This is a genomic window from Pseudomonas sp. GD03862 (genome assembly GCF_029840855.1).
GTDB classification, from domain to species: Bacteria; Pseudomonadota; Gammaproteobacteria; order Pseudomonadales; family Pseudomonadaceae; genus Aquipseudomonas; species Aquipseudomonas alloputida.
This window is the reverse complement of sequence record NZ_JAOCDI010000025.1, coordinates 23,109-49,481: the sequence shown is the minus strand read 5'-3', so window position 1 is coordinate 49,481 and position 26,373 is coordinate 23,109. Positions and strand designations below refer to the sequence as shown.

Annotated in this window: 16 protein-coding genes and 4 pseudogenes; 4 read left to right on the top strand and 16 right to left on the bottom strand. The window is 55.7% G+C overall.

Annotation, left to right across the window (positions count from 1 at the left end):
* Positions 1-57: 57 nt before the first annotated feature.
* Both N5D53_RS16975 and N5D53_RS16970 read right to left on the bottom strand, forming a co-directional pair.
* A complete protein-coding gene (locus N5D53_RS16975) occupies positions 58-1,329 on the bottom strand; it encodes a cystathionine gamma-synthase family protein (protein WP_190869708.1) in 1,272 nt (423 codons plus the stop codon).
* 167 nt (positions 1,330-1,496) lie between these two features.
* Positions 1,497-2,381 (bottom strand): homocysteine S-methyltransferase family protein, encoded by an 885-nt coding sequence (locus tag N5D53_RS16970; protein ID WP_190869709.1) that lies wholly within the window; start codon positions 2,379-2,381, stop codon positions 1,497-1,499.
* A 118-nt stretch (positions 2,382-2,499) separates the two neighbouring features.
* Here N5D53_RS16970 and N5D53_RS16965 point away from each other — a divergent pair, with 118 nt between their 5' ends.
* Together N5D53_RS16965 and N5D53_RS16960 are read left to right on the top strand one after the other, a co-directional pair.
* Positions 2,500-3,321 (top strand): ABC transporter substrate-binding protein, encoded by an 822-nt coding sequence (locus N5D53_RS16965; protein ID WP_003247511.1) that lies wholly within the window; start codon positions 2,500-2,502, stop codon positions 3,319-3,321.
* Positions 3,318-4,139, top strand: coding sequence for an amino acid ABC transporter permease (locus tag N5D53_RS16960; protein ID WP_003247513.1), 822 nt, complete (start codon positions 3,318-3,320; stop codon positions 4,137-4,139). The genes N5D53_RS16965 and N5D53_RS16960 overlap by 4 nt, the downstream gene beginning before the upstream one ends.
* 61 nt (positions 4,140-4,200) lie before the next feature.
* Here N5D53_RS16960 and N5D53_RS16955 read toward each other — a convergent pair whose 3' ends face one another.
* The 3 genes and pseudogenes from N5D53_RS16955 to N5D53_RS16945 all read right to left on the bottom strand — a co-directional run bounded on the left by N5D53_RS16955 (position 4,201) and on the right by N5D53_RS16945 (position 5,733).
* Positions 4,201-4,560 carry a hypothetical protein gene (locus N5D53_RS16955; protein WP_054888536.1) on the bottom strand — a complete coding sequence of 120 codons (360 nt, stop codon included), beginning with the start codon at positions 4,558-4,560 and terminating at the stop codon, positions 4,201-4,203.
* A 5-nt stretch (positions 4,561-4,565) separates the two neighbouring features.
* Positions 4,566-4,682, bottom strand: a pseudogene (locus tag N5D53_RS16950) (type VI secretion system tube protein Hcp); the annotation flags it as partial.
* A gap of 121 nt (positions 4,683-4,803) precedes the next feature.
* Positions 4,804-5,733: a malate dehydrogenase gene (locus N5D53_RS16945; protein ID WP_049586352.1), complete on the bottom strand. Its 930-nt coding sequence runs from the start codon at positions 5,731-5,733 to the stop codon at positions 4,804-4,806.
* Between the two features lie 432 nt (positions 5,734-6,165).
* Here N5D53_RS16945 and N5D53_RS16940 point away from each other — a divergent pair, with 432 nt between their 5' ends.
* Positions 6,166-7,551, top strand: coding sequence for a gluconate:H+ symporter (locus N5D53_RS16940; protein WP_129932810.1), 1,386 nt, complete (start codon positions 6,166-6,168; stop codon positions 7,549-7,551).
* Between the two features lie 62 nt (positions 7,552-7,613).
* On the opposite strand, the gene N5D53_RS16935 is transcribed toward N5D53_RS16940, so the two are convergent.
* The 3 genes and pseudogenes from N5D53_RS16935 to N5D53_RS16925 form a co-directional block, all read right to left on the bottom strand.
* Positions 7,614-7,841: a hypothetical protein gene (locus N5D53_RS16935; RefSeq protein ID WP_014755271.1), complete on the bottom strand. Its 228-nt coding sequence runs from the start codon at positions 7,839-7,841 to the stop codon at positions 7,614-7,616.
* A gap of 516 nt (positions 7,842-8,357) precedes the next feature.
* Positions 8,358-8,737: pseudogene (locus N5D53_RS16930) on the bottom strand (hypothetical protein).
* A gap of 514 nt (positions 8,738-9,251) precedes the next feature.
* Positions 9,252-9,478 (bottom strand): annotated as a pseudogene (locus N5D53_RS16925) (IS5/IS1182 family transposase); the annotation flags it as partial.
* A gap of 112 nt (positions 9,479-9,590) precedes the next feature.
* On the opposite strand from N5D53_RS16925, the gene N5D53_RS16920 reads away from it, so the two are divergent.
* Positions 9,591-11,366, top strand: coding sequence for a DUF262 domain-containing protein (locus N5D53_RS16920; RefSeq protein WP_190869711.1), 1,776 nt, complete (start codon positions 9,591-9,593; stop codon positions 11,364-11,366).
* A 539-nt stretch (positions 11,367-11,905) separates the two neighbouring features.
* On the opposite strand, the gene N5D53_RS16915 is transcribed toward N5D53_RS16920, so the two are convergent.
* The 8 genes and pseudogenes from N5D53_RS16915 to N5D53_RS16880 form a co-directional block, all read right to left on the bottom strand.
* The gene (locus N5D53_RS16915; protein WP_279840554.1) at positions 11,906-16,780 is read right to left on the bottom strand and encodes a DUF3320 domain-containing protein; all 4,875 of its coding nucleotides are present in this window, start codon (positions 16,778-16,780) and stop codon (positions 11,906-11,908) included.
* A 287-nt stretch (positions 16,781-17,067) separates the two neighbouring features.
* Positions 17,068-17,268, bottom strand: a pseudogene (locus N5D53_RS16910) (integrase); the annotation flags it as partial.
* 816 nt (positions 17,269-18,084) lie between these two features.
* Positions 18,085-18,552 (bottom strand): helix-turn-helix transcriptional regulator, encoded by a 468-nt coding sequence (locus tag N5D53_RS16905; RefSeq protein WP_190869712.1) that lies wholly within the window; start codon positions 18,550-18,552, stop codon positions 18,085-18,087.
* The gene (locus N5D53_RS16900; protein WP_223843565.1) at positions 18,549-18,809 is read right to left on the bottom strand and encodes a hypothetical protein; all 261 of its coding nucleotides are present in this window, start codon (positions 18,807-18,809) and stop codon (positions 18,549-18,551) included. The genes N5D53_RS16905 and N5D53_RS16900 overlap by 4 nt, the downstream gene beginning before the upstream one ends.
* 1,399 nt (positions 18,810-20,208) lie before the next feature.
* Positions 20,209-22,566, bottom strand: a complete 2,358-nt coding sequence (locus N5D53_RS16895; RefSeq protein ID WP_190869713.1) for an AAA family ATPase — start codon at positions 22,564-22,566, stop codon at positions 20,209-20,211.
* Positions 22,567-22,742: 176 nt separating this feature from the next.
* Positions 22,743-23,027, bottom strand: a complete 285-nt coding sequence (locus N5D53_RS16890) for a hypothetical protein (protein ID WP_190869714.1) — start codon at positions 23,025-23,027, stop codon at positions 22,743-22,745.
* Positions 23,024-24,004 carry an integrase domain-containing protein gene (locus N5D53_RS16885; RefSeq protein WP_190870137.1) on the bottom strand — a complete coding sequence of 327 codons (981 nt, stop codon included), beginning with the start codon at positions 24,002-24,004 and terminating at the stop codon, positions 23,024-23,026. Before N5D53_RS16885 ends, N5D53_RS16890 begins: the two co-directional genes overlap by 4 nt.
* Positions 24,005-24,899: 895 nt before the next feature.
* The gene (locus N5D53_RS16880; protein ID WP_274140058.1) at positions 24,900-26,228 is read right to left on the bottom strand and encodes an integrase arm-type DNA-binding domain-containing protein; all 1,329 of its coding nucleotides are present in this window, start codon (positions 26,226-26,228) and stop codon (positions 24,900-24,902) included.
* Positions 26,229-26,373 lie beyond the last annotated feature (145 nt).

Here is a 26,373-nt window from a genome sequence, read left to right as displayed (position 1 = left end):
TTTTGTTCGACTTCATGAAGTGGCACCCACCACACGGGTGGGTGCTACGCGCCAGCCTCAGGCCTGCACCGGGCTCTGGCAGGCGTCTGCGTCAGCGTGCACTTCCTTTGCGACGGCCAGTTCCTCACGCACCGATGCACAGGCCTGTGCCAGGTCCGCCAGCAGGTCATCGGTTTCCTCGATGCCCACTGAAATGCGCACCAGCCCTTCGGAAATGCCCAGCGCCAGGCGCTCTTCCAAAGTGTTCTCGACATGGCTGGTGGTGCGCGCCGGGCCATAGATGGTCTCTACCGCGCCGAGGTTGCCGGCCCGGTGGGCATACTTCAGCCGCGGCAGCAAACGGGCCACGGTCGGCATGCCGCCCTTCAGCACGAAGCTGACAATGGCGCCAAACCCGCGCATTTGCGCCTTGGCAATGGCATGCCCGGCATGCGCCGGCAAACCTGGGTAGTTCACCGCTTCAACCAGCGGCTCGGTGCTCAGGTAAAGGGCCAACGCCATGGCACTGGCTTGCTGCTGGCGCAGGCGCACTGCCAGGGTCTTGATACCGCGGATGATCAGGTAGGCCGAGAACGGGTCCAGCGCCGCACCGTTGATTTCCCGGTAGTGCCGCACCTGGGCCATCAACGCCTCCGCACCGCACACCACCCCACCCAGCACGTCACCATGCCCGGACAGAAACTTGGTTGCGCTGTGCACCACTACATCAACGCCCAGCGCCAGCGGGTTCTGGTTCAGTGGCGTGGCAAAGGTGTTGTCGGCCACCACCAGCGCCCCCACCTTGTGCGCAGCGGCGCTCAGCCGACGAATGTCCAGCACCTTCAGCGTCGGGTTGGTGGGAGTTTCCAGGTACAGCAGGTCGCAACCGGCGGCAATCTCGCGCTCCAGCGCTTCAGTGTCCAAGGTATCGCACAGGCACACTTGCACCCCCATGCGCGGCAGGAACTCTTCGAAGATCTTGTTGGTGCCGCCATAGCTGTCGCGGGTCGACACCACGCGTTTGCCGTTGGACAGGAAGGTGTGCAGCACGGCACTGATGGCCGCCATGCCGCTGCTGAAGGCGACTGCCGACTCGGCTTGCTCCAGCTCGGCCAGTTTTGCTTCCAGCGTGGCGACCGTGGGGTTGCTCATGCGGCTGTAGATGAAGCCAGGCTGCTTGCCCTGCGCCACGTCGTACCAGGCATCGATATCGTTGTAGCCATAAGCGGCGCTGACCACGATCGGGGTCTGCGTGGCGTTGTACGGGTGCTGTACCTGCTCCCCGCTCCACACGACCCGCGTCCCCACACCGGCCGCAGCATTGCCCTCGAATTTTTCGTTGTTGTTCATATCCGGTTCCCGCCCAGCTGAGTTGTGTACACCGATGCAGCATCGGCCTTCAGCGGACTATAGGGAGATGGCGGGGGCCTGAAAAACGATGGAATCCGGGTCTGACTGGCGTTTTTTTTAATGGCTGCGGGCCGGGCGCTGCAAAAGCCGCCCGGCCACGTGGGCACTTAGGCCAGGTTACGCTTCAGCTCGGCGATGTGCTCCGGGCCGATGCCACAGCAACCGCCGACCATGCTGGCACCACGCGCACGCCAGTCCTTGGCCCATGTCAGGTAACCCGGCGGATCGAGGTCTTCGCGCAGTTCGTCCAGGCCATCGTTGGCAGTGGCTTCTTTGGGCTGCGGCGGGAAGGCGTTGGCATAGGCACCGATGGCAATCTCGGCGTTGTGTCGCTCGATGACCGAGCGCGCGACATCAATGGCGGCGCCGATCACTTCCGGCTGGCTGCAGTTGAACAACACCGCAGCCACGCCCAGGGTGACTGCGGCCTCGATGGCTTCGGCCACCGGTTCACCGGAACGCAGGCGCGGAACCTCGTCGACGTCCTCGTCCTGCAGGGTGAAGGACACCCAGAACGGCCTGCCGTCTGCCGGCAAATGGCTATGAATGGCTCGCACTTCGGCCACGGAACTCTGGGTTTCGGCCAGCCACAGGTCAACATGCGGGGCCAGGCCCTGGAGCAGCGGGGTCAGCACCTCTGCCACACGCTCGGGCTGGAACAGGTCGGGCCGGTAGGACCCGAACAGCGGCGGCAGCGAACCGGCCACCCTGACCGGGTGCGCGCCGCTATCTGCCGCGTGCCGCGCAAGCTGGCCTGCGATATGGGCCAGCTGCCGCCCTTCGGCGGCAAAGCGTTCTTCACCGATGTGGAACGGCACTACCGCATAGCTGTTGCTGGTGATGACCTGCGCACCCGCATCGATGAAGGCTGCGTGCACGCCCACGACCGCCTCCGGCGCCTCGCTCAGCGCCAGCGCCGACCACTCGGGCTGGCGAAACGGTGCACCGCTGCGCTGCAGCTCTCGGCCCATGCCACCGTCCAGAATTACCATCGTTCGCTCTGCCATATAACTTCTCTGAAGGTTCTTATGAATAAAATTCATTATGGGGATTAGGTTTATAACTATTAAATACCCTATCACCCATTTGCCCAACATATCAGGTATGTACATGCGATTTTCTTCTCTGCTGGGTGCGGGCCTTGTACTGCTCGCAACTGCCACCCAAGCCTTTGCTGGCGCCACGTTGGAGCGGGTTGAATCGCGCAAGGAAATGGTCAACGTGCTGATGGAAAGCTACCCGCCGTTTTCCTTCCTCAATGACCACAACCAGCTCGACGGTTACGACGTGGACGTGGCCAAGGCAGTGGCCGACAAGCTCGGCGTCAAACTGCGCCTGGAAACACCGTCCTGGGACGTGATTGCCGCTGGCCGCTGGAGCGGGCGCTACGACATCTGCATTTGCTCGATGACCCCGAGCAAGGCGCGCGCCGAGGTGTTCGACTTCCCCGTGGAGTACTACGCATCGCCCGCCGTGATCGTGGTCAATGCCTCGGATGAGCGCATCCATGGCGCCAAAGACCTGGAAGGCCGCAAGGTGGGTTCGATCAGTGCATCGAGCTACGAAAGCTACCTGAACAAGAACCTGGTCATTGAAGGCAAGGAAGACCAGAAGATCGACTACCCGTTCGACTTCGTGCAGGCTGCGCCCTACGACACTGAAAACGTCGCCTTCCAGGACTTGGGCCTGGGCACTGGCGTGCGCCTGGACGCCATCATCACCAACCTGGTGACCGCGCAGCCGCGCCTGCAGCAAGACAAGCGCTTCAAGCTGGCCGGTGCGCCGCTGTATGAAGAGCCCAACGCGGTAGCCATCGAAAAAGGCGACCCTGAGTGGGATGCCAAGGTACGCCAGGTGTTCGCCGAGCTGAAGGCTGATGGCACCCTGGCCAAGCTGTCGCAGAAATGGATTGGCGCCGACATCAGCAAATGAGCACCTTCCCTCCCTCCCCCAAGCCCGTGGCAAAGCCTGCGGGCGCCGGCCTGTTCGGCTTTCGCACCCGGTTACTGCTGACCTGGCTGGCGCTGTTCGGGCTGTTTGTCGCCTTCTTCCTCAGCTTTGACCTGAAGTTCGCCATCATTCTGGAGAAGTTTCCCAACCTGGCCGGTTTCAAGCTGGGGCCCAATGGTTTTCTGCAAGGCGCCGCACTGACCCTGTTCCTGTGCCTGTGCTCGATGGTGGTATCCGTGCTGCTCGGCTTTGCCGCCGCGCTGGCACGGTTATCCAACAGCGCGGTGCTGGTGGGTGTGGCCAGCTTCTACACCTCGTTCTTCCGTGGCACGCCGCTGCTGATCCAGATTCTGCTGATCTACCTGGGGCTGCCGCAGGTGGGCCTGGTACCCGGCGCCATCAGCGCCGGCATCATTGCCTTGTCGCTGAACTACGGGGCCTACCTGAGCGAGATTTTCCGCGCCGGCATCCTCGGCGTGGCCCGTGGGCAACGTGAAGCAGCATTGGCGCTGGGCATGCGCACGCCGCAGATCTTCTGCCACATCATCCTGCCCCAGGCCATGCGGGTGATCATTCCGCCCACCGCCAACCAGTTCATTTCGATGCTCAAGGACTCGTCGCTGATTTCCGTGATGGGGGTTTGGGAGGTGATGTTTCTGGCGCAGTCGTATGGGCGTTCGAGCTATCGCTACCTGGAAATGCTGACCACCGCAGCCGTGATCTACTGGGTGCTGTCGATACTGCTGGAGCTGCTGCAGGCGCGCCTGGAACGGCATTTTGGCAAGGCTTATCAGCGCTGAGGGCTGCACGGCTCGTGCAAAACCGACAGGCCTGACCGCGCCCCATGCAGGAGCGGCCAGGCTACGCGTAAGTGAAAATAATCAGCGCGGTTGCCAGCAGGATGTGAATGACCAACAGACTCACCAGCAGTCGTCTCATGCTTGAGGGGAAACGTTTGACTTCATCGAAGTCAATCACCCCCCTGCGCACGAAGAGGCTCGGTATAGCCAGCACCATGGAGATCAAACCCGTACGCATAACCTTGCCCAGAAGGCCTGCATGTTGAAACGTGATTTTATTGCCGGTCACGAAGCTACAGCGCGTTAGCAACGACTCGTAGTACTCAGTGTATTTGTGTGCGATGAAACACTGTACGACCATCGCCAGCATCATGGGGGCAAGAATCAGAATCGCAATTAGCCCAGGCTCAACTTCATTCATTCCGATACTTCCTTGAGATGCTGGCCCGAGCATCTGGCTTCCAGCAGCTTACAACTCGCGCGGTCGAGAAACTTGGTGAACGTGAAGTTAGTCAAGGTGGTACGTCCCGATGTTGCACCGCCCATGCCTACCTCTCCTTGGTAATGGTGGGTCTGAACCCCAATGAACGGGTGTGACAGGTACGGAGGCAAAGTGTTCCCCCACTGCCCGAGCCGCCACACCCGATGCATGACGCTTCAAGCTCTACAACGCCTTCATCTCTGCAATATCCCGCGCCACCTGGTCGGCAGAGTGGTCGAACATCGCCTGTTCCTGCGCATCCAGCGGCAACTCGATAATCCGCGCAAGCCCCTTCTCTGCCAGTACACAGGGCACACCCATGGCGATATCCGTTCGCCCATACTCGCCCTCAAGAATCGCCACCGCCGGCAAAATACGGTTCCGCCCATTGGCGATCGCATCGACCATCTGCGCAATGGCCACGCCCGGTGCATCGCAGGCGCTCCCCGTCTTCTTCAACCCCAGAATCTCGCCGCCGCCCTTACGGGTGCGCTCGACAATCTGTTCGATCTGCTCGCTGGACAGGAAGTGCGACAACGGCACCGAGCCAATCTGGCAGTAGCGCATCAGTGGCACCATGCTGTCGCCATGCCCGCCCAGCACCAACGCCGTGATATCCCGTGCAGAAAACCCGGTTTGCTCGGCGATGAAGCACTTCATGCGCGCGGTATCCAGCACCCCCGCCTGCCCGAACACCTTGTCGCGCCCCTGACCGCTCACGCTCCAGGCGCGGTAGGTGAGCACATCGACCGGGTTGGACACCACCAGCACCGTCGCTGTCGGCGCGTGGTGCTTGATATCCGCCATGATGCTGTCGAGGATTGGCAGGTTGGTACTCAATACATCCTGGCGCGACTGGCCGGGCTTGCGCGGCACGCCCGCCGTGATCACCACCAGCTCGGACCCCTCCAGCATCTCGGCTTTGGCCCCGCCGTGAACATGGGTATCGGACCCTGAATCCACAGCCGCCTGCCAAACGTCCAGCGCCTTGCCCTGCGCCAGTTCACCCTGCACGTCCATCAACACCAGCTCACGGCACAACTCATCCCGGGCGATGATCTGCGCCGCCGCCTCGCCGACCAGGCCGGCACCCACAATCGTTAATTTGTTCACCAGACACCTCCCAGCGGCGCGCGCCACCAGGAACACGCCTGCGTATAGAGAGAAGTATTGCCTGCCGGGGCTAAATGGCCACCCAAGACGATGCGACGACCTTCACTTGACAGTATTCCATGGCAGCGCGAATACTTTGGCCAGATTCATATAGATGACCATACAACAAGGTGAATCAATCAGTGAACATGCTGCCCAAGCGCCCCGTCGCCACACCACCGCCCACCGGCCTCAGCGCCACGCCTCCCTGCTGCCCATCTTCCGTTACCAGGCGCCCGCCTGTGAGCGGCAGCTAGCGCAAAGCCGCGTCCCCTTCCTCGAAACCGTAGCAGCAGCCGCAACGGCAGCCACCTGGGCATGCCCCGTGGAAACGCCCGTCACGCCTTCAAACCCTGAGTGCAGCCGAGCGCCAGCCCAACCGAGATTCCTTGAATGACTCCCTTAGATATACAGCTATTACTGACAGCATTGGCCAGTGTTCTGGTGCTGGTGGCGCTCATCGTTTCGCGCCTGAAAATGCACCCGCTGCTGGCCTTGCTGGTGGTGTCCATTGGTGTGGGCTTCGCGACGCATATGGCGCCAGGCAGCATCGTCTCCCACCTGCTCACCGGCGCCGGCAAGACACTGGGCGCAGTGGGGGTGGTGATTGCGCTGGGTGCGATGCTTGGCAAGATCCTGGCTGACGCAGGCGTCACGGAGCAGGTCGCGGATGTCATCCTCAAGCGCACCTCCGACCGCATGATCCCTTGGGCCATGATGCTGGTTGCCTTCGTCATTGGCATCCCCATGTTTTTCGAAGTCGGCCTGGTGATCATGCTGCCGCTGATATTCAGCGTGGCGCGCAAACTGGAAAGCAAGGCGCGCTTCAAAGGCTCGGCGTATGTGTATGTAGGTGTGCCGGTCATTTCGGCGCTTGCCGCCATGCACGGCATGGTACCGCCGCACCCAGGCCCCCTGACCGCCATCGCCGTGCTCAAGACCTCGGTTGGGCCCACCATGCTCTATGGCTTCCTTGCTGCCATTCCGGCAATGATCCTGGGCGGCCCGCTGTACGGCATGTTCATTTCACCGCGCATGACCACGCGGCCCGATCAGGCATTGCTGGACCAGTTCACACTGGCTGAAAAAGCCGATGGCCAACCCCGCCCCGGGGTAATGGTCGGCATGCTGGCCGCATTGCTGCCGGCCATCCTGATGCTGGTGCATGCCGTCGCCGAGATGCTGCTGCCCAAAGGCAATGCGCTGCTGGAGATGGCCAGTTTCCTGGGCAACCCGCTGATCGCCATGCTGCTGGGCGTGCTGTTCGCCGGCGCCAGCCTGGTGCTCGCGCGCGGCGGCGACGCCGAACAGCTGCGCGATGCACTGGGCAAAAGCCTCAAGCCGATCGCCTCGATCATCATGATCATTGCCGGTGGCGGTGCCTTCCAGGAGATGCTGACCAGCGCCAAGGTTGGCGATGCCATTGTGCACCTGACCCAGCAATCTGCCTTCCCTCCCCTGATTCTGGGGTGGCTGATCGCGATGTTGCTCTCGGTGTCTACCGGTTCCGCCACGGTCGGTATCGTGGGTGCTGCAGGCTTGCTGGCACCGCTGGCAGGTGCAGACCCCAGCCTCAACCTGCCTTTGCTGGCCTTGTCCATCGGCTGCGGTTCGCTGTTCTTCAACTATGCGAACCATGCAGGCTTCTGGATGGTGAAAGAATCCTTTGGCATGACCATGGGCGAAGCCACCAAGACCATTTCGGTGGTGCAGTCTATTGTGGCGGTGGTCGGGCTGATGGTGGTGTTGATGTTGAATGCGGCCATCACCATAGGTTGAACTCGAGTCAACGGGGGCTGCGCAGCAGCCCCAATCTGGCCCCCCTCGAGCAACGATCTGGCCTAACGCTGCAGATCCTGCTCGCTTCGTTCCATTACCTTCCCACACTGCTCACTGGCCAGCCGGCTGATGATCCGGATCGCCTGATGGATACCGGCCGTGTTGCGAAAGCTCAGCCGCGGGTTGTGTTCGCACTCGAGCATTTCGTCGTGCTGGACCAGGGCCTCGCCTAGCAGTTCGAGGGTCCAGGCGTAGCTTTGGATGGTGGAGAGGCGTTCTTGGTCAGACATGGCGGGCCTCCGGTTGGGTGGAGACGAAGCGGGGTTGGTTGAGGGTGAAGTAGCTGAGGGCCGTAGCGGAACGGCGGGGGAGAACGGATGCGAGGATCCTGCTTGGACTTGAGATAAGCATGCATGAGGCTCCAAGTTTTAGTTGGAGCTGCCACGATCCTTCCTACGGGATTGGGTGGCAGCTGTGTGCGGGGTAGGAATACCGGGAAACTTGGAAACCCGGCCAGGCCGAAGCCTGCCCACACACAGCCGCCATGACACAGCACGGCAGACGCAAAAAAAGCGCCAGCTGTGGTGCAGGGGCGCCTAGTGCGTGCGCCAAGTTTACCAACGGGTTCCTACGCCCGGTCACGGGATTTACCGCGACGGAGAGATTTAGCCTCACATTGGTTGGTCGGGCAATAGGATAACTTGTAGGAAACGTCTACGAATGACGTATGAATCGCGCCGAATAGGATGACAACCTTTAAAAACCAATGACTTCTGCGCCTGTAGCAATGAGCTAAGGATTAATCGCTAACCTGCCAGAGCAGCCGTGGTTTCGACTTCAACGTAGCTTGACTCTCCACCTCCCTGTGCCCCCGACAACCAACCCCATACGAAATAGAGTGGGGTGCGCCCTGCATCATCCACCCCTACCCGGCCACGTGACCATCCGGCGAGAATTTCGCCGTCATGAGTGATGCAGTGGTAAAGCAGTTCGATAGTATCGAGGCCTGTTACCCGGCCTATCTGGTGGCCGGTACGGATTCGGCCACCCTGCTAGGTGCTCGTGATAGCAATACCTTCGACCTGGTAATGGAAAACCGTGCCAGTACCTGACCCTGAGTATTGTTGGCAACCGCGAAACGACGATTGTGCAGCCGGTCTTTGACTTGGGCGAAGGTGCTTTCCATGGCGGTGTATTCTCAATGTGGGATGCCGAGACTAAGACTCTTACTACCACGGCTGCAACAGAACGGCACTGGAGTGAGGTATTTGAGCCAGGAGTCGCGTCGAATATCTGCCTGACGTCCCCCCCAAAAAATAGCTGGCAGTTGCCGAATTTCAACGGAATTCCGTAATGAACAAACCACGAGAAAGCGGGTTTAAGGGGGTCTAGAGATTTTGGTCGCTCTCAGTGAACGCTGAATTGGTGCGGAGACAGACGGACGGTTGTTGGCCGTGAGGGCCCGGTTTTCGCGGGGCTGGAATATGGTGGATTTTTTGATGTACCTCATAGGGTATCTATAAAAAAATCAGCTAGTTATGGCGCTCAGTGGAATCGAATCGGGAATTGCGGAGGATCGAGTGAGAGCTACGCCCACCCGCGTCTAATGCTAGGTGACGAACGGCAGAAAACGTCCCATTGCTGCGCAAACAACCAGAACGTACGCTCGGCGTTTCGATGGAGCTAGGAGCGACTCAGTACTGGATCCGATTGAGGTAGCTATTGATGTAGATCTTCAGCAGAACTGCTGGGTAGAGTCTGGCGACCCGTTGCAGCGGGATCGACACCCGCTAAGCCGAGTTCTACCAAATCGAGTTCATAGAAAACGTTGACTACCCGAACTGGGTTTTCGTCGTTGAGATAATCGTGCACGCACTCAGGCAGCAGTGTCACCTGCGTCCGAGCCATCCTCAATGAATCGCTTCATGATCGTCCTCACCACAATTTAGACGATTAGGCAGCTAGACAACCGTAGGTGTTTTCACACAGAACAGGGCATTTTGATATCATTGCCTTTCCCGCCTAACTGAGACAACCAAATGGAAAATGGACAAAAGAAACTCAAGGATCTTTTTGACGGAAGAAAGGTATTCAGCATTCCTGACTATCAACGGGCGTATGCGTGGGACAAAACCCGCCAGCTTCCGGACTTTCTTGAAGACATAGAGAACCAGTCGCTAGGCCGCGACTATTTTTTGGGAACGATACTCTTCCAAGAAAGAGACGAAAAAATGCAGGGCTATGACGTCATCGACGTTGTGGATGGCCAGCAGCGCATCACCACGATTATCATTTTCATGAAAGCCTTGCTGGGTGCGCTTGAAAATCGACTGAGCGCTGATGAATTCGCAGACAAAGGGCTCGATCTGGTCATAGATACCTATATCAAGAGCCGTAACCGCAGCAAACTCAAAGCCATTTCTCCAGATAACGATTTTTTCCAGAAGTACGTCCTAGAAGATCAAGATGGGGCGGACTACATCACCACACCATCGCAGCGGCGGTTGTACAGCGCTAAACAATTCTTTGCCGAGGCGCTCGCGAAAAAGTCAGTCGACGAACTACTTGAGTTGAAGACTAAACTGGACTCACACACCAAAGTCCTGACTTACTCAGTAAAAGACACAGCAGAGGCAACGCTAATCTTTGAGACCACCAATGATCGTGGCAAAGGACTGACGAACCTAGAAAAGATCAAGAGCTTTCTTATGTACAAGACCTACCTCGCCACCGGAGAGGACGTGGACTCACATTTACACTCCATCCAGGAGCGTTTCACGGAAATCTATCGGGAACTTGAGCAGTTCGACGAGAAATTGTCAGAGGACTCGGCTCTTCAGTACCACTGCATCGCGTTTGAGCGATGGAGCGATAAGAGCGATTATCAACAACCCGTGAATTACATCCGCAGCAAAATCAACCCTCTCATAAATGCTAATAAAAAAGATGAAGCTCTGAGCTTCATTGATAGATTTAGCAAAGAGTTGAAGGAGAGCTTCACCATCCTCAGGTTGCTCATGCAGTCGCAGAGTGAGGGTTTTAGGGATCTGGTCTGCCTTGATCGGCTCGGCACATTCTATCCGCTGCTTATTAAAGCTTACAAACTAGACACTACGCCGAACAAGGCCAATTTTGATCTTACTTGTAGGCACCTGGAAATATATAGCTTCCGGGTCTTCTCCATTCAACAAACGCGTTCAAATACCGGCCAGCCAGCCCTATTCGGTGCGGCACGGGACTTTTCTGGCAAGTTCACCCCACTATACGGAAAGCTCTCCGATCTAATCAGGTATCATAGCCCTGATAAATTCTTTAAAGAAAATTTGCAGTACACTAATTTCTATCAGTACATGCACTCCAAGGACATGAGCTACTTGTTCTGGAAATATGAAAACCATCTCCGCCAGAGTGAGCAACCTATTTGCGCCGACATGTCTGAGCGAGAGTACAGGGACGCCACCAAACGCACTAGCCTAACAATAGAACACATCGCTTCGCAGAAGCCTGAAACGCTAGGAATTGTCCGTGATTCCTCTATTCTACCGAAATTGACCGAAGACTTTCTCGAAGATCACATACACCGGCTAGGAAACTTAACTTTCGACCCCTTATCCGCCAACTCGTCTAAAGGCAACAGTAATATTCAAGTAAAGAACTCCAATTACTTCAAGAAAGCCCCCTACAAGACTCAAAACGAATTGGACGAATTTATAATTAATGGGAAGTGGAGCGGGAAATCGATTGATGCACGCGAGAAGAAAATCATCAAATTCTGCCTACAGCGCTGGAATCCCGAATATCTTGAACTCCAATGAGTTCGTCGTCGCTTAGGGAACATCTTTTTCAAGGCAGGAATAAAATCCCTGACACTTCGTTGGCCTACTAAGTAAAGGCAACTGAAAGGATCAACTGTACGATTCTAACCGTCGCGTATGCAGCTACTTAGCCGCGCCTTACTAACGAGCGACCTGATCGACCACAAACTGCCGGCTATCATTGTAAAAGCCGGCAGTTCTTGACCATCAGCCGATCCCGGCCAATCGTAGCTATGGATCCAGGCTGTGTGAAAACCCCCGCTGCTTTTCGATGATCGCGCTCGTACGTGAAATCTGAAAAGAGATGGCGGCTCAGCAGACCCAAATTTTGCGTAGACGCGCGATTTTTAGAATGTTTTTTGAACAGCCACATCGGTCGGGAGGTTTTCACACAGCCTGGATCGAAAACAGCCGCTCGCGGTTGGCCGTTAGCGACCCAGGCTAGGGCCTGCCATGGATCGGTTAGCGCGCCTGAATATGGCTAGCCATCCTTACTCAAATCAGGAGGTACTGGTTCATATTGCCCTAACTATAAATGGTCAAGACGAAGTAACTGGAGTCACCACCCCACCAACCATTCGCAAACGCCCGCTGTTGACCAGAACAACAATTCTCTCGTCAATAACCCCAGCAATCTTCGCCGTTGCCCGTCCAAAGCCTAGAAGCGCCAGCGCTCCTGAGATAACGTCTTCCCGACTCATAGAGAATCCTAAGGTGACCGTTTCTACAAGTGCCTGATCAAGCTCTTCCGGGGCGACCCATTCCACCTTGCGTTCCGAGGATTCAAAATGGGCCCGGCTACGGGTATGGATGGCATTGTTCTCAGCTGAATACATGAAGCCACCTCGTCCGTGGAACAACCTGTGCTGCACGCCAAGACGAATAGCCTGCTCGACCGCGTTAGTAATCCTCGAACCAGCCCTTGTCACACCGAACGCCTCCATGAGCCGGCGAGTGACTTCGGTTGTGTGCACCGGAGCTTCGACCTCCACCACAGTACGAATCATCTGCATTAGGTGCTCTGGCTTTTCCTGATGCAGCTCATTCAGCGTGGCTACGGGTGCCAGGCGAGCTTTCACGTACTGCCTGCTTGCACCCGGCATAGCTTCGACAGCCGGCGCGCCCCGGAAAATCTCATGCTTCGGTTGTGGCGCTACCTGGGGAACCGCAAGCCGCCCCTCCGCGATCCTGGCACGAGCCGCTTCAATCGCTGCAACGACGCGCGTGATTTCCTGCTGAGGATTGCGGAACCAGTCCGTGCTCCAGATCCGATGGAAGTTCCAGCCCAGCCCCTCCAGAACACCTTGACGTAGGCGATCACGATCACGCGCCGATCGTGAACTGTGATAGGCAGCGCCATCGCATTCAATCGCCAGGACATAGCGCCCCAAATACTCGGGATCCTTAACGGCAATATCAATGAAGTAACCAGCAGTTCCTACCTGCGGCTCTACCACGTAGTTTCGGTCTCGCAGTGCCTCGATCACTTCAAGCTCGAACGGCGAGTCCGCTGCTTTACCGGTCTCGCATGCGACTTCCAATTCGCCTGTCTCGGCATACTTGAGGAAATTCTTCAGGGCCCTGACGCCCCGGGGAGCATTGGAGTCGAGTTCAAGCTCTTCGGCCTTGAAGTTGCAAAACACGCGCATCGCAAGTTTAGCCCGGGTGATCAGAACGTTCAGGCGGCGGTGGCCGCCCTCCCTGTTTACTGGGCCGAATTCCTTGGCGATACGGCCTGACTCATTACGCCCATACCCGATGCTGATGAATATCTTGTCACGTTCATCACCCTGAATGTTTTCCAGGTTCTTGACGAAGAATGGCTCACTCCCCTGGGCGGTAAAGAACGCTTCCGCTTCCGGCGCCTGACGACGCAGCAACTCTATTTCTACCTGGATCAGATCACGCTGCGCCCCGCTGAAGGCTGCCACTCCCAGCGACAGCTCTGGCGATCGGATCGCGTGTTCCATGACAGCTTGTGCAACAGCCTTGGCTTCCCCCTTGTTCGTGCGGGTACGGCCCCGGTCGTAGAAGGCCTCAGGCAAGTAGTCGAAGCTGATACCTGTGGCATCAGGATGCTGACCCGCAGATGGGAAGACCACCAGTTTGCTGTCGTAAAACTCGACGTTAGAAACCGCAATCAACGACTCATGTCGGCTCCTATAGTGCCAGCGCAAATAGCGCTCCTGGCTACCAGCGGCCTTAAACATGCTCAAAATACTTTCAATGTCGGCGGTAGCGCCCTCTTCGTCGTCCATCTCGACATCACGACTGAAGAAGTCGGTAGGCGGCATCTGGCGGGTGTCACCCACAACAACAACCTGCTTGCCGCGCATGATGGCGCCAAATGCATCGACGGCTTTCACCTGTGAAGCTTCGTCGAACACCACTACGTCGAACTCGACTTTGCCTGGTGGGAGGAAGTTGGCAATCGACATGGGGCTCATCATGAACACAGGTTTTATTTGCTGGATTGCCCGCCCTGTCTTCTCGATCATTTGCCGGATCGGCATATGGCGGCGCTTCTTGTTCAGCTCGGCTCGCAGTATCGCCATCTCACCAGGCTGGTTGATATTGGGCATTCCCTCCCACGTCTGTTTGGCCAGAGACGTCTGTGCGTGATTAAGGGAGGCAAGATCGAGCGACTTGAAACGCGCGATCTGATGCTCATGCTTGATCCGGTCAAACTGCTGAAGTGCCGGGCTATGGGCATACACCGATTGCACCAGGCCTGTGTACCAAGAAAGATCCAGAATGGCAGTCAGGCTTTCGTGCTGGTCGCTCCTGATGGCAATGCCAAGCAAATCGCCCAAGTTCGCGGTGAGCATCTGTCCCGCGAGCACGTTGAATCGCGAAATCTGGTAGAGCGCGGTGAGGTTGCCCTGCCATTCCTGCAGACGCGCCTCTAGGTTAGCCAGAGAGAGTTTCCTGACATCAGCCTTAGCGTTCTCCTCCTGCATGCCGGTCACTTCCAGCGAATCACGAATCGCTTTGTCCAGCCCGCTGACATGCTGCTCTACGTCAGCGACTGCATCGCCCAACCCTGTGGCATCAGCGTGTCCGGCAAGGAAGGCAATAATGCCCTGCGGAATCTGTCCATGGCCCAGGTCGTCATGCAACTGGATCACCCAGGCACTCAGGCGCTCAAGCACGGGCCAATCGGTCTTCTGCCGTTGCCACTGGGCGCCAAACAGCGCACTACCCAAGGCTTCGTGCTGGTCATACACCTTCTTGTTCTGCTGGTAGGTCAAGACCGCGTCGACCAGCTCCAGCATGCCTGCATTGCTTTTCGGCAATACCTCGCGGACAACCCCTTGCAATCGAGTACGTGACGCGCGAAAACGCCCCGAAAAGACTCTCCACCATTTGTCGCCGTAGGCCTGCAAGTTCTGGCGAACCTCTAGGAGATCCTGTTCCCAAGCCGCGTCGATCAAATATTTGTCGAACTGATCACGACAGGCAGACATCCTCTCGCCCGCCTCGAGCAATTCGCGAATGGAGTCGCGACGCGACTGCCATTCCCCCGTGGAAATCTTGATGCCCTCAAGGCGCGGGGCCTCCGCCGCACGGCGTGCAGCGCGGCAGACTACATCGACGTCTGCCAAGGAGGCCGGCTGGGTCAGCATCAGTCGGTCGGAGAGCGCGGTAGTGGCGGATTGCAAGGCTTTGAGGTGAGAGATCGCAGACTGCAACGTGTCATTGGCAGTGCTTTGTTCGATGGGAGAGAAAAAGGTCCGCTGGCTGCCCCAGAACGGGCTGCGATCCGGCCGACCCATCGCGTTTAGGTGGAGCACCAGTTCTTCGACCAACTCTCGCTGCTTTTGCTGTTGGGTGAAGCTCCAGCCGGCCATTGGCCCAAACGGGATCACAGGTAGCCCCGGATGAACTCGCTTCAGCTTTAAAAAGCGACCAAGTACATCGAGAAAGGGCAATCCACTCGCCCCGGCTGGCGCACTGACGGCTTCGCAGTAAGCATTAAGGGAGTCCTGCAGTTCTTTCAAACTGGCCAGGTCTCCCTCTGAGCCTTTGGTCATTGGCCGCCCTTGGTTCAGGGTTCGCCCCAACTCCTTGAGCACAGACTGCTTGGTGGATTTGTGGGAATGCAGCTCAAGTACCGCGTCGCCTAGATGGCTTTCATCCAAGCGGCGCTTCACCACCTCTAGGGCCGCCATCTTCTCCGCAACAAACAGGACCGTTTTCCTCTGCCCGATCAGCTCGGCAATGATGTTAGTAATTGTCTGGGACTTGCCGGTACCAGGTGGGCCCTGAATGACTAGATTGGAGCCGTCGCGCACTTCCAGGATTGCTTCGGTCTGGCTGCTGTCGGCATCCTTGACGAAACGGACTTCACCCGGCTTTATCACCGAGTCGATATTCACGCCCTCTGGATATGCCGCGCGCAGATCGCCGAAGCCCGAGCCCAGCAAGCGCTTCATCACCGGGTTAGCATCGGGTTGCTTGTCTTCTGGCCAACTTTTCGGATCGAGATCCTTGAACATCAGGAACTTGCCGAACGAGAAAAAGCCCAGTGCAATTTCGTTACTGGCGACCTTCCATCGCGATTGCTTGCTGACCACAGCAGCAACATCGCTGAAAAAGCGATCCAAGCTGTTGTCGTCAGCATCGAAGCTGTCTTCGTCAAATGCACACGAGCTCAGATCCAGGCCAAAGTCAGTCTTGAGCTTGGCGACCAGGGATAAGTTCGGCATCAGCTCGTCACCGGAGTACCTCAGTTTGAACGCATCCTTGGCCCCGCTGCGTTCAAGGGTGACAGGCAGCAGGATCAAAGGCGCCTTGCGCAGGTTTTCAGAGCTGTCGGCCTCGTACCAATGCAGGAAGCCAAGGGACAGGAACAGCGTGTTGACGCCCTGCTCCTCTATAAATCCTTTGGCCTCGGTATGGATTTTCAATAACTGAAGGAAAAGCCGATCATCTTCGATGGTGGTCTGCAAACGCGTATCGAGATGACGGCGAGCCTTGCCCGTTTCATCCTCGCCTGCGTCGCCCGTGGCGACATTCCAGTCCAGGCTATCGAGTTCATACAACAACTCCTCATCGCAGGGAGAATTACTATCTTCCTCCCCCTCCTCTGCCGACTTGGAGGCCTTAACCAGTTCCGCCAGTTTCTTGCGAGCCATTGGCGCAAAGGTCATGGCTTTTTCCTGACGATAGAGGGTCTTGAAGACCTCCTCGGACTGCTCATCGACCACCATCAGGGTTTTGGCGGTCTTGCGGAAATTGAGCATGTTGTTGCGAAGCCCGATATCCAGAAGCTCTTTGCGACTGCTCTGTAGCTTCTGGCCGATCACTGCATTCATAGGAAAACCTGCTATCTGAATTCGCACACCAACGGCTTTGGTCGTGTCTGCAGACTGGAAGGATGCTAATGGAAAACTGTTCCACGTTTGCGCCATCACCGGAGGCCTGGCGGGCAAGTCTAGTGAGCAGTCATCCGAAAGTTTGAGCCTAGTGCGTACAACTCATTGGATGCAACGATTGCTCAGCTTGGCTTGCTAGAGTCACGAGAATCAGGGAAAGGATGCCAGTGTGTGAGCCAGTCGAGTGATCACTCTGAAGCGCCTTTCACTAGGACTCTAATATCCTTTTGCTAGCAAAATATCTGCAGCATGAATACAGGTAAAGAAATAAGTGATTTGCGCTCACAGCATCAAGCTTGGTGTGGACAACTCCAGCCCTCCCGGTCAATCTGCCGCGCATCATTGATACCGGGGCCCAGTTCGGAACGGCACCACTTCACGAATGCCAACCATCGGTCACAGTGCGCGTTGACCGTGCCGTAATGGCCGCCGCCGAACATGTCTTTCAGTGCCGGCGGCCCTGCGTGACTCAATTGCCTGCCGTAACCGAAATTACGGCCATCGCGTCTACCCACTAATGCCATGTCGGTTACCTCATCTTCATTTCTCCGATCCTCGCCCCACGTCATCCCGCCAAGAATGCTGAGTGTTATCAGGGATCAAGGCCCCTGCGACCTGTGGGGAATGTCCTCTACGCGGGACTGGCGGCTCCTTACGTCCCAGGCTGTGTGAAAACCTCCCGACCGATGTGGCTGTTCAAAAAACATCCTAAAAATCGCGCGTCTACGCAAAATCTGGGTCTGCTGAGCCGCCATCTCTTTTCAGATTTCACGTACGAGCGCGCTCATCGAAAAGCAGCGGGGGTTTTCACACAGCCTGGTCCGGGAGCAAGGGCATCTCATGATCTGGCCTCCTTAACACCGTTGCCGGTGGGCGGGTGGAGGCAGTGCTGGCTGACTAAACCAGCGCCTGAAGATCCTGGGCCGGGTGAACGCAGCAATGCGATGACTGGGGCATGCCTGACTGTCAGTCAGGTGCAGTCCATTCCGTGGTCTGTGGCACCATCATCTACATGGCTGTTGCTGGTGGCATCGGCGTTTGTCACGCCGATTGTCACGAGGGGAAATGCCGCAAAGCCATGTGCGATCAGGGCCGCAGCAGTGGTAGAAGTGCCCGTCTCTTTCCACAGAAAGACACGGGAACAGGTTGGCGCAAAAGTCGGCCAAGCGGATAGGTTGCTGCAGGGCAGCGAGATACGGTCTGTTTGGTGCGCAAGCGCCTATGATCGTTACAAGCATGAAGCCGTCGTGGTTGGAACTACTGCGAGCAACCAGACTTAATACCGCAACCAATCAGAGGAAAATGGGATGAGACTTTATTTGCATCCCACATCAATCTCACTATTCCTGACTGCTTTTCCGTGCCCGTGGCGATGCCGGCCTCGACACTGCCTTCTTCGCTTTGGCTGCCGGAGGGCTTTTCCCTCGTTTCGGTCCGGCCACCACGCAGGAACTGGCCAGCGGCGCGCCCACCGCGATTGACCCACCAGCCTTCAACTGGCCGACAGTGTTGCCGACGAGCGTTGCAGTGGGCTTATCTTTGGCAGTCATCACCATACCCATCCGCACGCCAAAGAGACGCAGCACGCCCTCCAAAGTGCTGAGCTTCGGATTCGACTTCCCGCTTTCCAGTTCGTACAGGCTTTTCGTGGACATCTTGCACATGGCCGCGAAGGTCTTTTGATCAAGCCCGGTGACTTCGAGCCGCAGACGGCGGATGGATGTCCCAATTGGATCGAACCCCGCCGCGTTGCGCTTGACGATATCCTCTACGAGCTGGGCGCGCTCTTCAGGCTGTAGTTTTTTCATCGCAGTCCCCACTCCACGAGTCGTTTATCCAGGTTATTCACAGGTAGAGAGGCTGCATTGCGCATCGATTCAGGCGCATCGGTCAGCAGATCGGGCAACGCCCTGAATGCCTCAGCCGCATGCATCAACCGTTGCAGCAGGACATCGGGATCAGTGTAACCAACAAGCTCAGCGCAGTTGTCGCGCCAACTAGAAGACCCCTTGCGCTCCGCCGCCCACTTCGTCGTCCGTGTGATGCCCTCTTCATCCTGGATCATTGACGCGAGGTCATAGATTGGCGCCAAACGAAACCTCCCACCCACACGCATGATTCAGGTGTTGCGGCCGTGGTTATCGGTGTTCCCTAGAATGCGGTTCAGCAGATCGAGATGATGTAGTCGTCGTAGGCGACAAGGCAGCTTCCATCAGCAACACGCTCAGGGTTCTCAACCGAGAGTGTCGCTGCCTCGCGCCATGCACCATCGGAGAAGCCCGGAGCGTGAGTCTGAGCGGCATCGCGACACCATTAATCAGCATTTGAATGCCGATTAAACTAGTGCGCACGACTGGAATCGGCAATATTTTGCCGATTAAAAGCTTAAGCACGGGCAAAACCGGCACCACACTACCGATTATGCATTCACAGCGCGCCGGTGGGTGCTAGAGGTCGTTGCTGCGTCTGGGAAGCAGGAACTGCATGTGACTCGGTCTTTGGGTTATAGGACTATGTTTTATTGCGTTGGGTAGGTGGTGGATGGCACGGGCTTCGCCCGTGTTCGCGGGTAAACCCGCTCCTACAGGGGGGTGGAACGGCTAAGTCCGAGGTTTGCAGGCCTGATGAGAAAAGACAGGCATAAGAAAGCCCGCACTTGGAGGGCTTACATTGATGGCCCGATAGCAATAAATCACCATCGGCCAAATTGTCTGGTGCGGAGACAGACGGACGGTTGTTGGACGTGAGGGCCCGGTTTTCGCGGGGCTGGAATTTGGTGGATTTTTTGATGTACCTCATAGGGTATCTATAAACAAATCAGCTAATTAAGGATTTCAGTGGAATCGAATCGGGAATTACGCTGGATCCAATTAGAACTACGCCCACCCGGTTAAAATGCTAGGTGAGGAACGGCAGAAAACGACCCAAAGCTGCCCTTTGTGAATGGCGATCTTGGTCCAGAAGTGGGGCCCGATCGGTGCCTCGCACAATAGGGGACAGACCACGCATCATAATTTAAGGGCTCCATGGTAATAAGCCTTCAAGCCCCCTCGCTTGTATATATTCGAGGAATGGAATCGTGGCCTGCCCCCTTTCTTTTTCTGTCTTCTTGCACTCTTAGGTATCTCCAGGGTGCTCACGTTGACTGTGCGCTCACTTATTTAACTACTGAGCCGCTTTGCATCCGGCCGCCTATATTCTTATTCGAAAATCGCAACAAAATTAAGTATCACCCAAGTATTTAAATTACCCACATCCCTCCCGATACCACTACCCCATCAGGAAGCGGTCAAGAGGGATCCGCTAAGTGGGTGCTCCCATGTCAGGGAAAACTTAGAATATGGATGATCGGCAATACCTTCCGCACTGTATTCGCTCGCATAATGATTGGACATAGGCTGAAAACTATGATTGAAGCCACCTAACAACAATCCGAGCGGACAACAGCAAACGTCCGTACAATTTTAACCCGCAGGCATAATCTCTTGCTTACCCAAAGTTTCCGCAATAGAAATATCGTAAAAGCTAGCGATAATTTCGTGAAAATTACCACGCGACTGTAGGCTTTTATGAAGCTTTTTGACATACTTCGCGGTGACATCAGACTTCAGCGAAAAATCATCGTTGAAATGAGAAATCCCCAGCTTCAGCAACTCTGGAAGATTTTTTCCGTGCTGCTTGATCAACGACTCAAACGCGGAGTTTTTTCCAAGATAGGCATTTGTGGTTGCTAGGAAAAACAACTCATAAAGACTCCGGTCATCACCAGATACTTCCACCACTTCCAACACCCCCTCACCAATAGCATCTTCAAAATAGTTATAGCCATAGGTATGGCTCATCCCATGAGCCAAGAGATATATGAGCTGGACCGGAGGTAGACTTGACAGCGGATTCTTCCCCTGAAGCGCATCGTCCAGAATTCTAGCTGCAAGTCTAAAGCTGCCGCTCAACCCTTCTTGGATGACTTTATAGGGAGTCAGGTGCCCAGCCAAAAGATATTGCCCGGTTTGAAAGACTTTAACAATTTCTTGCTGCGGAGTAAGATTAGCTACCCCAAAAATTTCCCGCATCAAGTCTGGACAGTCCCGTTTCAGACCAACCAAGAAAAAGTAAACCGTACACCAATATGGATCAAAGACCCTGTCATGAACCAAAGCCGCATTCTCACGCAGCATCTTTTTGGCTGAGAAATATTCGGCAAATGTCCTATGCTTAAATGATAGCGCTAGATTTCTGTTGTTATATTTAAAAACCTCCCTCTTAGCCAGAAACTTATCAAATATAATAGCAGGATCCATTTTCAGGTTTCTCTCCGCTATGTAGCGCTCAAAGAACCCGAGAACTTCACGAGATGAAACATCGCTGAGCCCGTTCTCGATTACATATGCTCCAAGATCCATACAAACGCTATCAATCACCTCGTACTCTTTTTGGGATTGTAGTCCTTTACTCATATCCCATCGCCCTAAAACCAATTCACAATACTTAGAGTAGAGTTCAGTCATAGTAGATGGAAGCTCTGCAGGGTCCTCCTTAACTATCCTCGCCAGTAAAATCGCAGAGATGGGCGTTTTGGGCAAATGCCTGAACAAAGCGGACCTTTCCATGCCGGCAGTAAGCCGTTCGAGAGCGACCGGATTATCGCAAGCCTTTTCAATAAAGGTTAAAAGTTGCTTTGTGGTTAGAGGAATAAGCTGGAATCGAGAAAAAAATCTGTCAATTTCATTTTTTTCTTTCAGGTCTTCGATTGGGCGACTGGTAACTACTACTTTAACATTGTTTTTTGACCTAACATTTGAACTAATAGCGCGAAGGCGATCTTGGCGAGCTTCCTCGCTAAGCGGAACTTCATCAAGCCCATCGATAAAGATAACGTAAGTATGCTTTTCAGGATCAGTTTGAGACTCATCAACAACCTTGGCAATTATTTTATCAATATCGCCGTGATAAGCTTCCAGATAATCTTTGAAAGTCATACCCACTGGAATAACTTTCTCGTTATTGATTATGGCAGGCTCAGTCATGCGCTCAATTGCCCGCTTTACAAGATTGGACTTACCCGCCCCCATAAATCCTTCGAGGAAAATAGCTTTTTCGTTTTTAATAGCATCATGAATTGTAGATTGGAGGTCTTTACTTTTTCTTCCCTGATCAGGCCTTACTTTTCTTCCGACGCGAACAACCCGCTGCTCAATATTAATATCTTCCTGAAATTCCAAAATTGCCGAGTTTCTAGTTAGCCCTTCAGAAAAACTGCGAAGCTTCCTTATGTATTCCCCAAGACTGATGCTGATATCAGTCCAGTACTCAGCGTAAAACCTATCAATAAGCCCCGCAATTTTCTCTCCATCGAAGAAAATAATTTTGGTCTGCTTAAATTTATGATGAATCTTTTGCTGAGCATGCTCGGTAATGGCGTCATTTGTGATTATCCATATCTCGCTTAGAAATATCTTTTTCTTACCATTATCGAATGTGCGCTCCATGCCGCACTCATCAATTTGTCGCTCTATATCTTGAAAATCAAGTTTGATTTTCCCAATCTTAACAATGACGCCGACGTAGGTAGTGATATCTACAACATCATCGACTTTTTCCAATACAAAATCCGCCCCCTTTTCACCAGGCCCTTGGTTATATTCTAAATTCCTGATGTATGGCAACCTATGCAATAATACCCGTAGCAGCGGATGAAAATCTTGCACTTCTCGCTCAAGCTTTTTGAGCCGATTTAATTTTTGTACGTCCATGCGAAGGGGGCCTTTTTTAATGAAAATGCCTTTTACCGTGATGGCGCATTGATGGCCATATGCAATCATATCGCAACTCCGTGGCAGCTTGAAAGGCTCTCCGCACTTAACCATGACTGTATATATGTACAGCCAAAAAAACATTTCAACCTCTCCCGGCTTAATTTTAGTCGCGCCCCAAACTAAATGCTGGGGAGCGCGCACTTAACGAGTAAACAGCAGGGTTGCTGACTCAGCGCGATCACTCAGTCAATTGGCGATCCGAATACCCATGTTTTTTGCAATCGGCTAACCAGCAACCGCACGGTCAGCAAGTAGTAGTAACGCGTTGCCTCGCTGCGGTTACCGAGGCGATGATCGAGAAACCAAGCCACATGCTTTCTCTGCCAACCCCAAGGAGTTTCAAGCTGCCAGCGCTTTGTAATCTCAGCCTGGATGATTTTCGCCTGTCGCACATGACGTTGCTGGGTTGCGTGCGACCCCGTCAGCACTCCAGTCAAGTACAGTTCCATGTCGAATTGCTTACTCATGTTCGCCCTCCGACGTAGGCAGCGACCACATTGATCCGACCGTGCCCCAGCTCGTAGCTGATTTGCTTCCGGGCCTCACGATCAAGGTTCCTGTTTACCTGGCAACATTGGCCGCCGTTGATAGGCGCGCTATGTTGGGTGATTTGCTCATAGCGCTCACATGCATATGCCGCTCGTAGCTCATGGAAGCCTTTCAGGTTGTGTGCATGCAGGATGTCTCGCGCAGGGCGGATGATTTCTTGCAGGACATTCAGGTAGGCTTGGTGGGGTGCGATCAGGTTGCGGCTACCCACAGGCGACACTTGCCTTGCAAACTCAATGGCACCTCGAACATGCTCGTCCACCGCAATCCAACGTGGCGCCGAGGCGCCGGCGCGGCCGCCTTTAGTGCCGTCTTGGATATTGATCTTGTCGAAGACTTCAGCCTCACGGCTCAGCCGTGGCAAGTCGGCTAGGATCGCCTCACGCAAGCGCATGCCGGTGGCTCGCGCCAACAGAGCGATTGCAGCGGCCCGTTGCTGATGATTGCGGCAAAGCGCATTGACGATCTCATTAACCTGATCGCGGTCTTGGCCTTGCGGAGCCGATTGGCGAACTCCGGTGCGCTGCATTCCCAACGCCTTGCTCGGACTGGGCAATTTCACACACTGATCACCGCGCAGCGCCGCCATTGTCCTGTTAACGCTGGATAGGCGGTTATGTGCGGTGCTGACAGCAAGGTCACCGCGCCTTACCACGTCACGCAGGTACGCCGCATAGTCCGCCAATACCTTCCGATCAATCTGCCGCGCATCATTGATACCGGCCCCTTGTTCGGAGCGGCACCATCTGACGAATGCCTGCCACCGATCACAGTGTGCCTTCACCGTGCCGTAGTGGCCGCCGCCGAACATGTCTTTCAACGCCTGCGGCCCTGCATAGCTCAGTTGCCTGCCGTAGCCGAAATTGCGGCCATCCCGCCTACCTACCAATGCCATGTCGATCACCTCATCGCCTGTTCTCCGATCCTCGCCCCACGTCATCCCGCCAAGAATGCTGAGTGTTATCAGGGATCAAGGCCCCTGCGACCTGTGGGGATGTCCTCTAGCGCGGGACTGGCGGCTCCTTACGTCCGGGAGCAAGGGCATCTCATGATCTGGCCTCCTTAGCACCGTTACCGGTGGGCGGGTGGAGGCAGCACTGGCTGACGAGATCAGCGCCTGAAGATCCTGAGCCAGGTGCAAGCAGCAATGCGATGACCGGGGCATGCCAGACTGTCAGTCAGGTGCAGTCCATTCCTTGGTCTGCGGCACCATCGTCTACATGGCTGTTGCTGGTGACATCGGCGTTTGTCACGCCGATTGTCACGAGGGGGAATGCCGCAAAGCCTTGTACGATCAGGGCTGCAGCAGTGTTTGAAGTGCCCGTCTCTTTCCACAGAAAGAGACGGGCACAGGTTGGCGCAAAAACTCGGCCAAGCGGAATAGGTTGCTGCAGGGCAGCGAGGTACGGTGTGTCTGGCGCACGAGGGCCATATGTATAAGAGCATCCATCACCTGGGAGGTGACCGGGCGAGCTGCCGGATGCGAATCGCCTTTGGGGAGAACCACCGCGAGAGCGGCGTGGCCTTGAAGGTTCGGGCCACCTGGGGTGCTGTCATCGACAGCGCTTGCATGGCCAGTTCTACGCCTGTGGATAAACCCGGTCAAGGGTCGAAACTCCGGGCTGTTGAGGACGGGAAAAGCGGTTATTCACCGGTGGAATTCCGTGGTAAATCCCGGACATCGTCGTGGCTTATAGCTCTTCAAAGTGAGGTCCATCCAAACAGGGCGGCTTTGCAGCCCTGTTTGGATGGACCCGCGTGAAAGAGCAGCCAGCGCCGATCTTGCAGACTCACCCGCGATTGAATGCGCCATGACCATTTGGCAAGGCGGTGACGTTGTCGCCTATTGGGTGGGCAAACTCATGCGGGGTGACATGGCCCGATCTGTTGGCATCGATGTAATTGCTCCACCACGCCATGATCAATCGACGCTGCTCCAGAAATTGGGCCTTGTGGATGTAAGCAGCGCGCACGCGGTTACGCTCCTGATGGCTCATCTGCCGCTCAATCGCCGCATCCGTCCATAGCCCTGATTCGAGCAAGGCACTACAAGCCATGGTCCTGAAACCATGCCCGCACACGTCCTTGGTGGTGTCGTAGCCCATATTGCGCAGCACCTGGTTAACCGTATTCTCCGACATGGGTTTCCAGTACCTGTGGTCGCCGGGCAACACGAGTTCAGAGAAGCGATTCAAGCTGCGCAGCCGTTCAAGGATTTCGATCACTTGAGGCGACAGCGGCACTATCTGAATGTCCCCACTCATCTTGGTCCCGCGTGTGGAATAGCGGACGCCTTCAATCGGCTTACGGGTATCGGGGATCTCCCACATCGCACGTTGCAGGTCGAATTCATCCCACCGTGCAAAGCGCAGTTCGCTGGAGCGCACGAACACATGCAGCGTCAGTAGCACTGCGAGCCGGGTCAGCTCGCGACCGGTGTAGTTGTCGATTCGGCTCAACAATTCAGGAAGGCGGTTCAGCGAGAGTGCTGGACGGTGCACAGTACGGGGCGCTTGAATCGAGCCGGCCAGATCGAGCGCCGGATTTTGAGTGATCTGCCGCGCCCGCTTCGCACCCCGCATGATCGTGGAGAGATAGTTCTGCACACGCAGCGCGACATCCATGGTGCCGCGATCCTTGATCCGCTGGGTGACCTCAAGGAGATCATGGGTGTCGAGTTCAGCGATAGGCCGCTGACCAATCAGTGGAAACACATGGGTGCGCAGCCTGCTCAGTACCGTCTTGGTGTGGCCCTCGGTCCAGCGCCGGGACATTTCGGCGTGCCACTCCAAAGCGACGGTTTCAAAGAGAAGACTCGCACGCTGGGCAGCGATCTTGGCCTTCTGCTTCTCTTCCATCGGATCAAGGTTGTCGAGCAACAGGGCCTTGGCCTCATCGCGCTTGGTCCTCGCAACGGCCAACGAAACGATGGGGTACTTACCGATGATCAGCGTGCCTTCCTTGCCGCTGGGTTTGAAATACCGCAGCCGCCAAGTCTTCGAACCACTGGGTGCGACGTACAGGTACATGCCCCCGCCGTCGAACAGTTTGTAGGCCCGATCACGCGGTTTGGCCGTGCGGCATTTGAGGTCGCTGAGCGGAGTGGCTAGGCGTGGCATAGGGGTACGTTCTCCATTCAGGAAAGACGCTGTACCCCAAAAATACCCCCGGTTATTGGGGATTTAGTTGGTTCCCGACAGAGGGTCGTGGAAACGAAAAACCGGCCAGAAGGCCGGTTTAGAGGGCTTCCAAAGCATTCAGCGG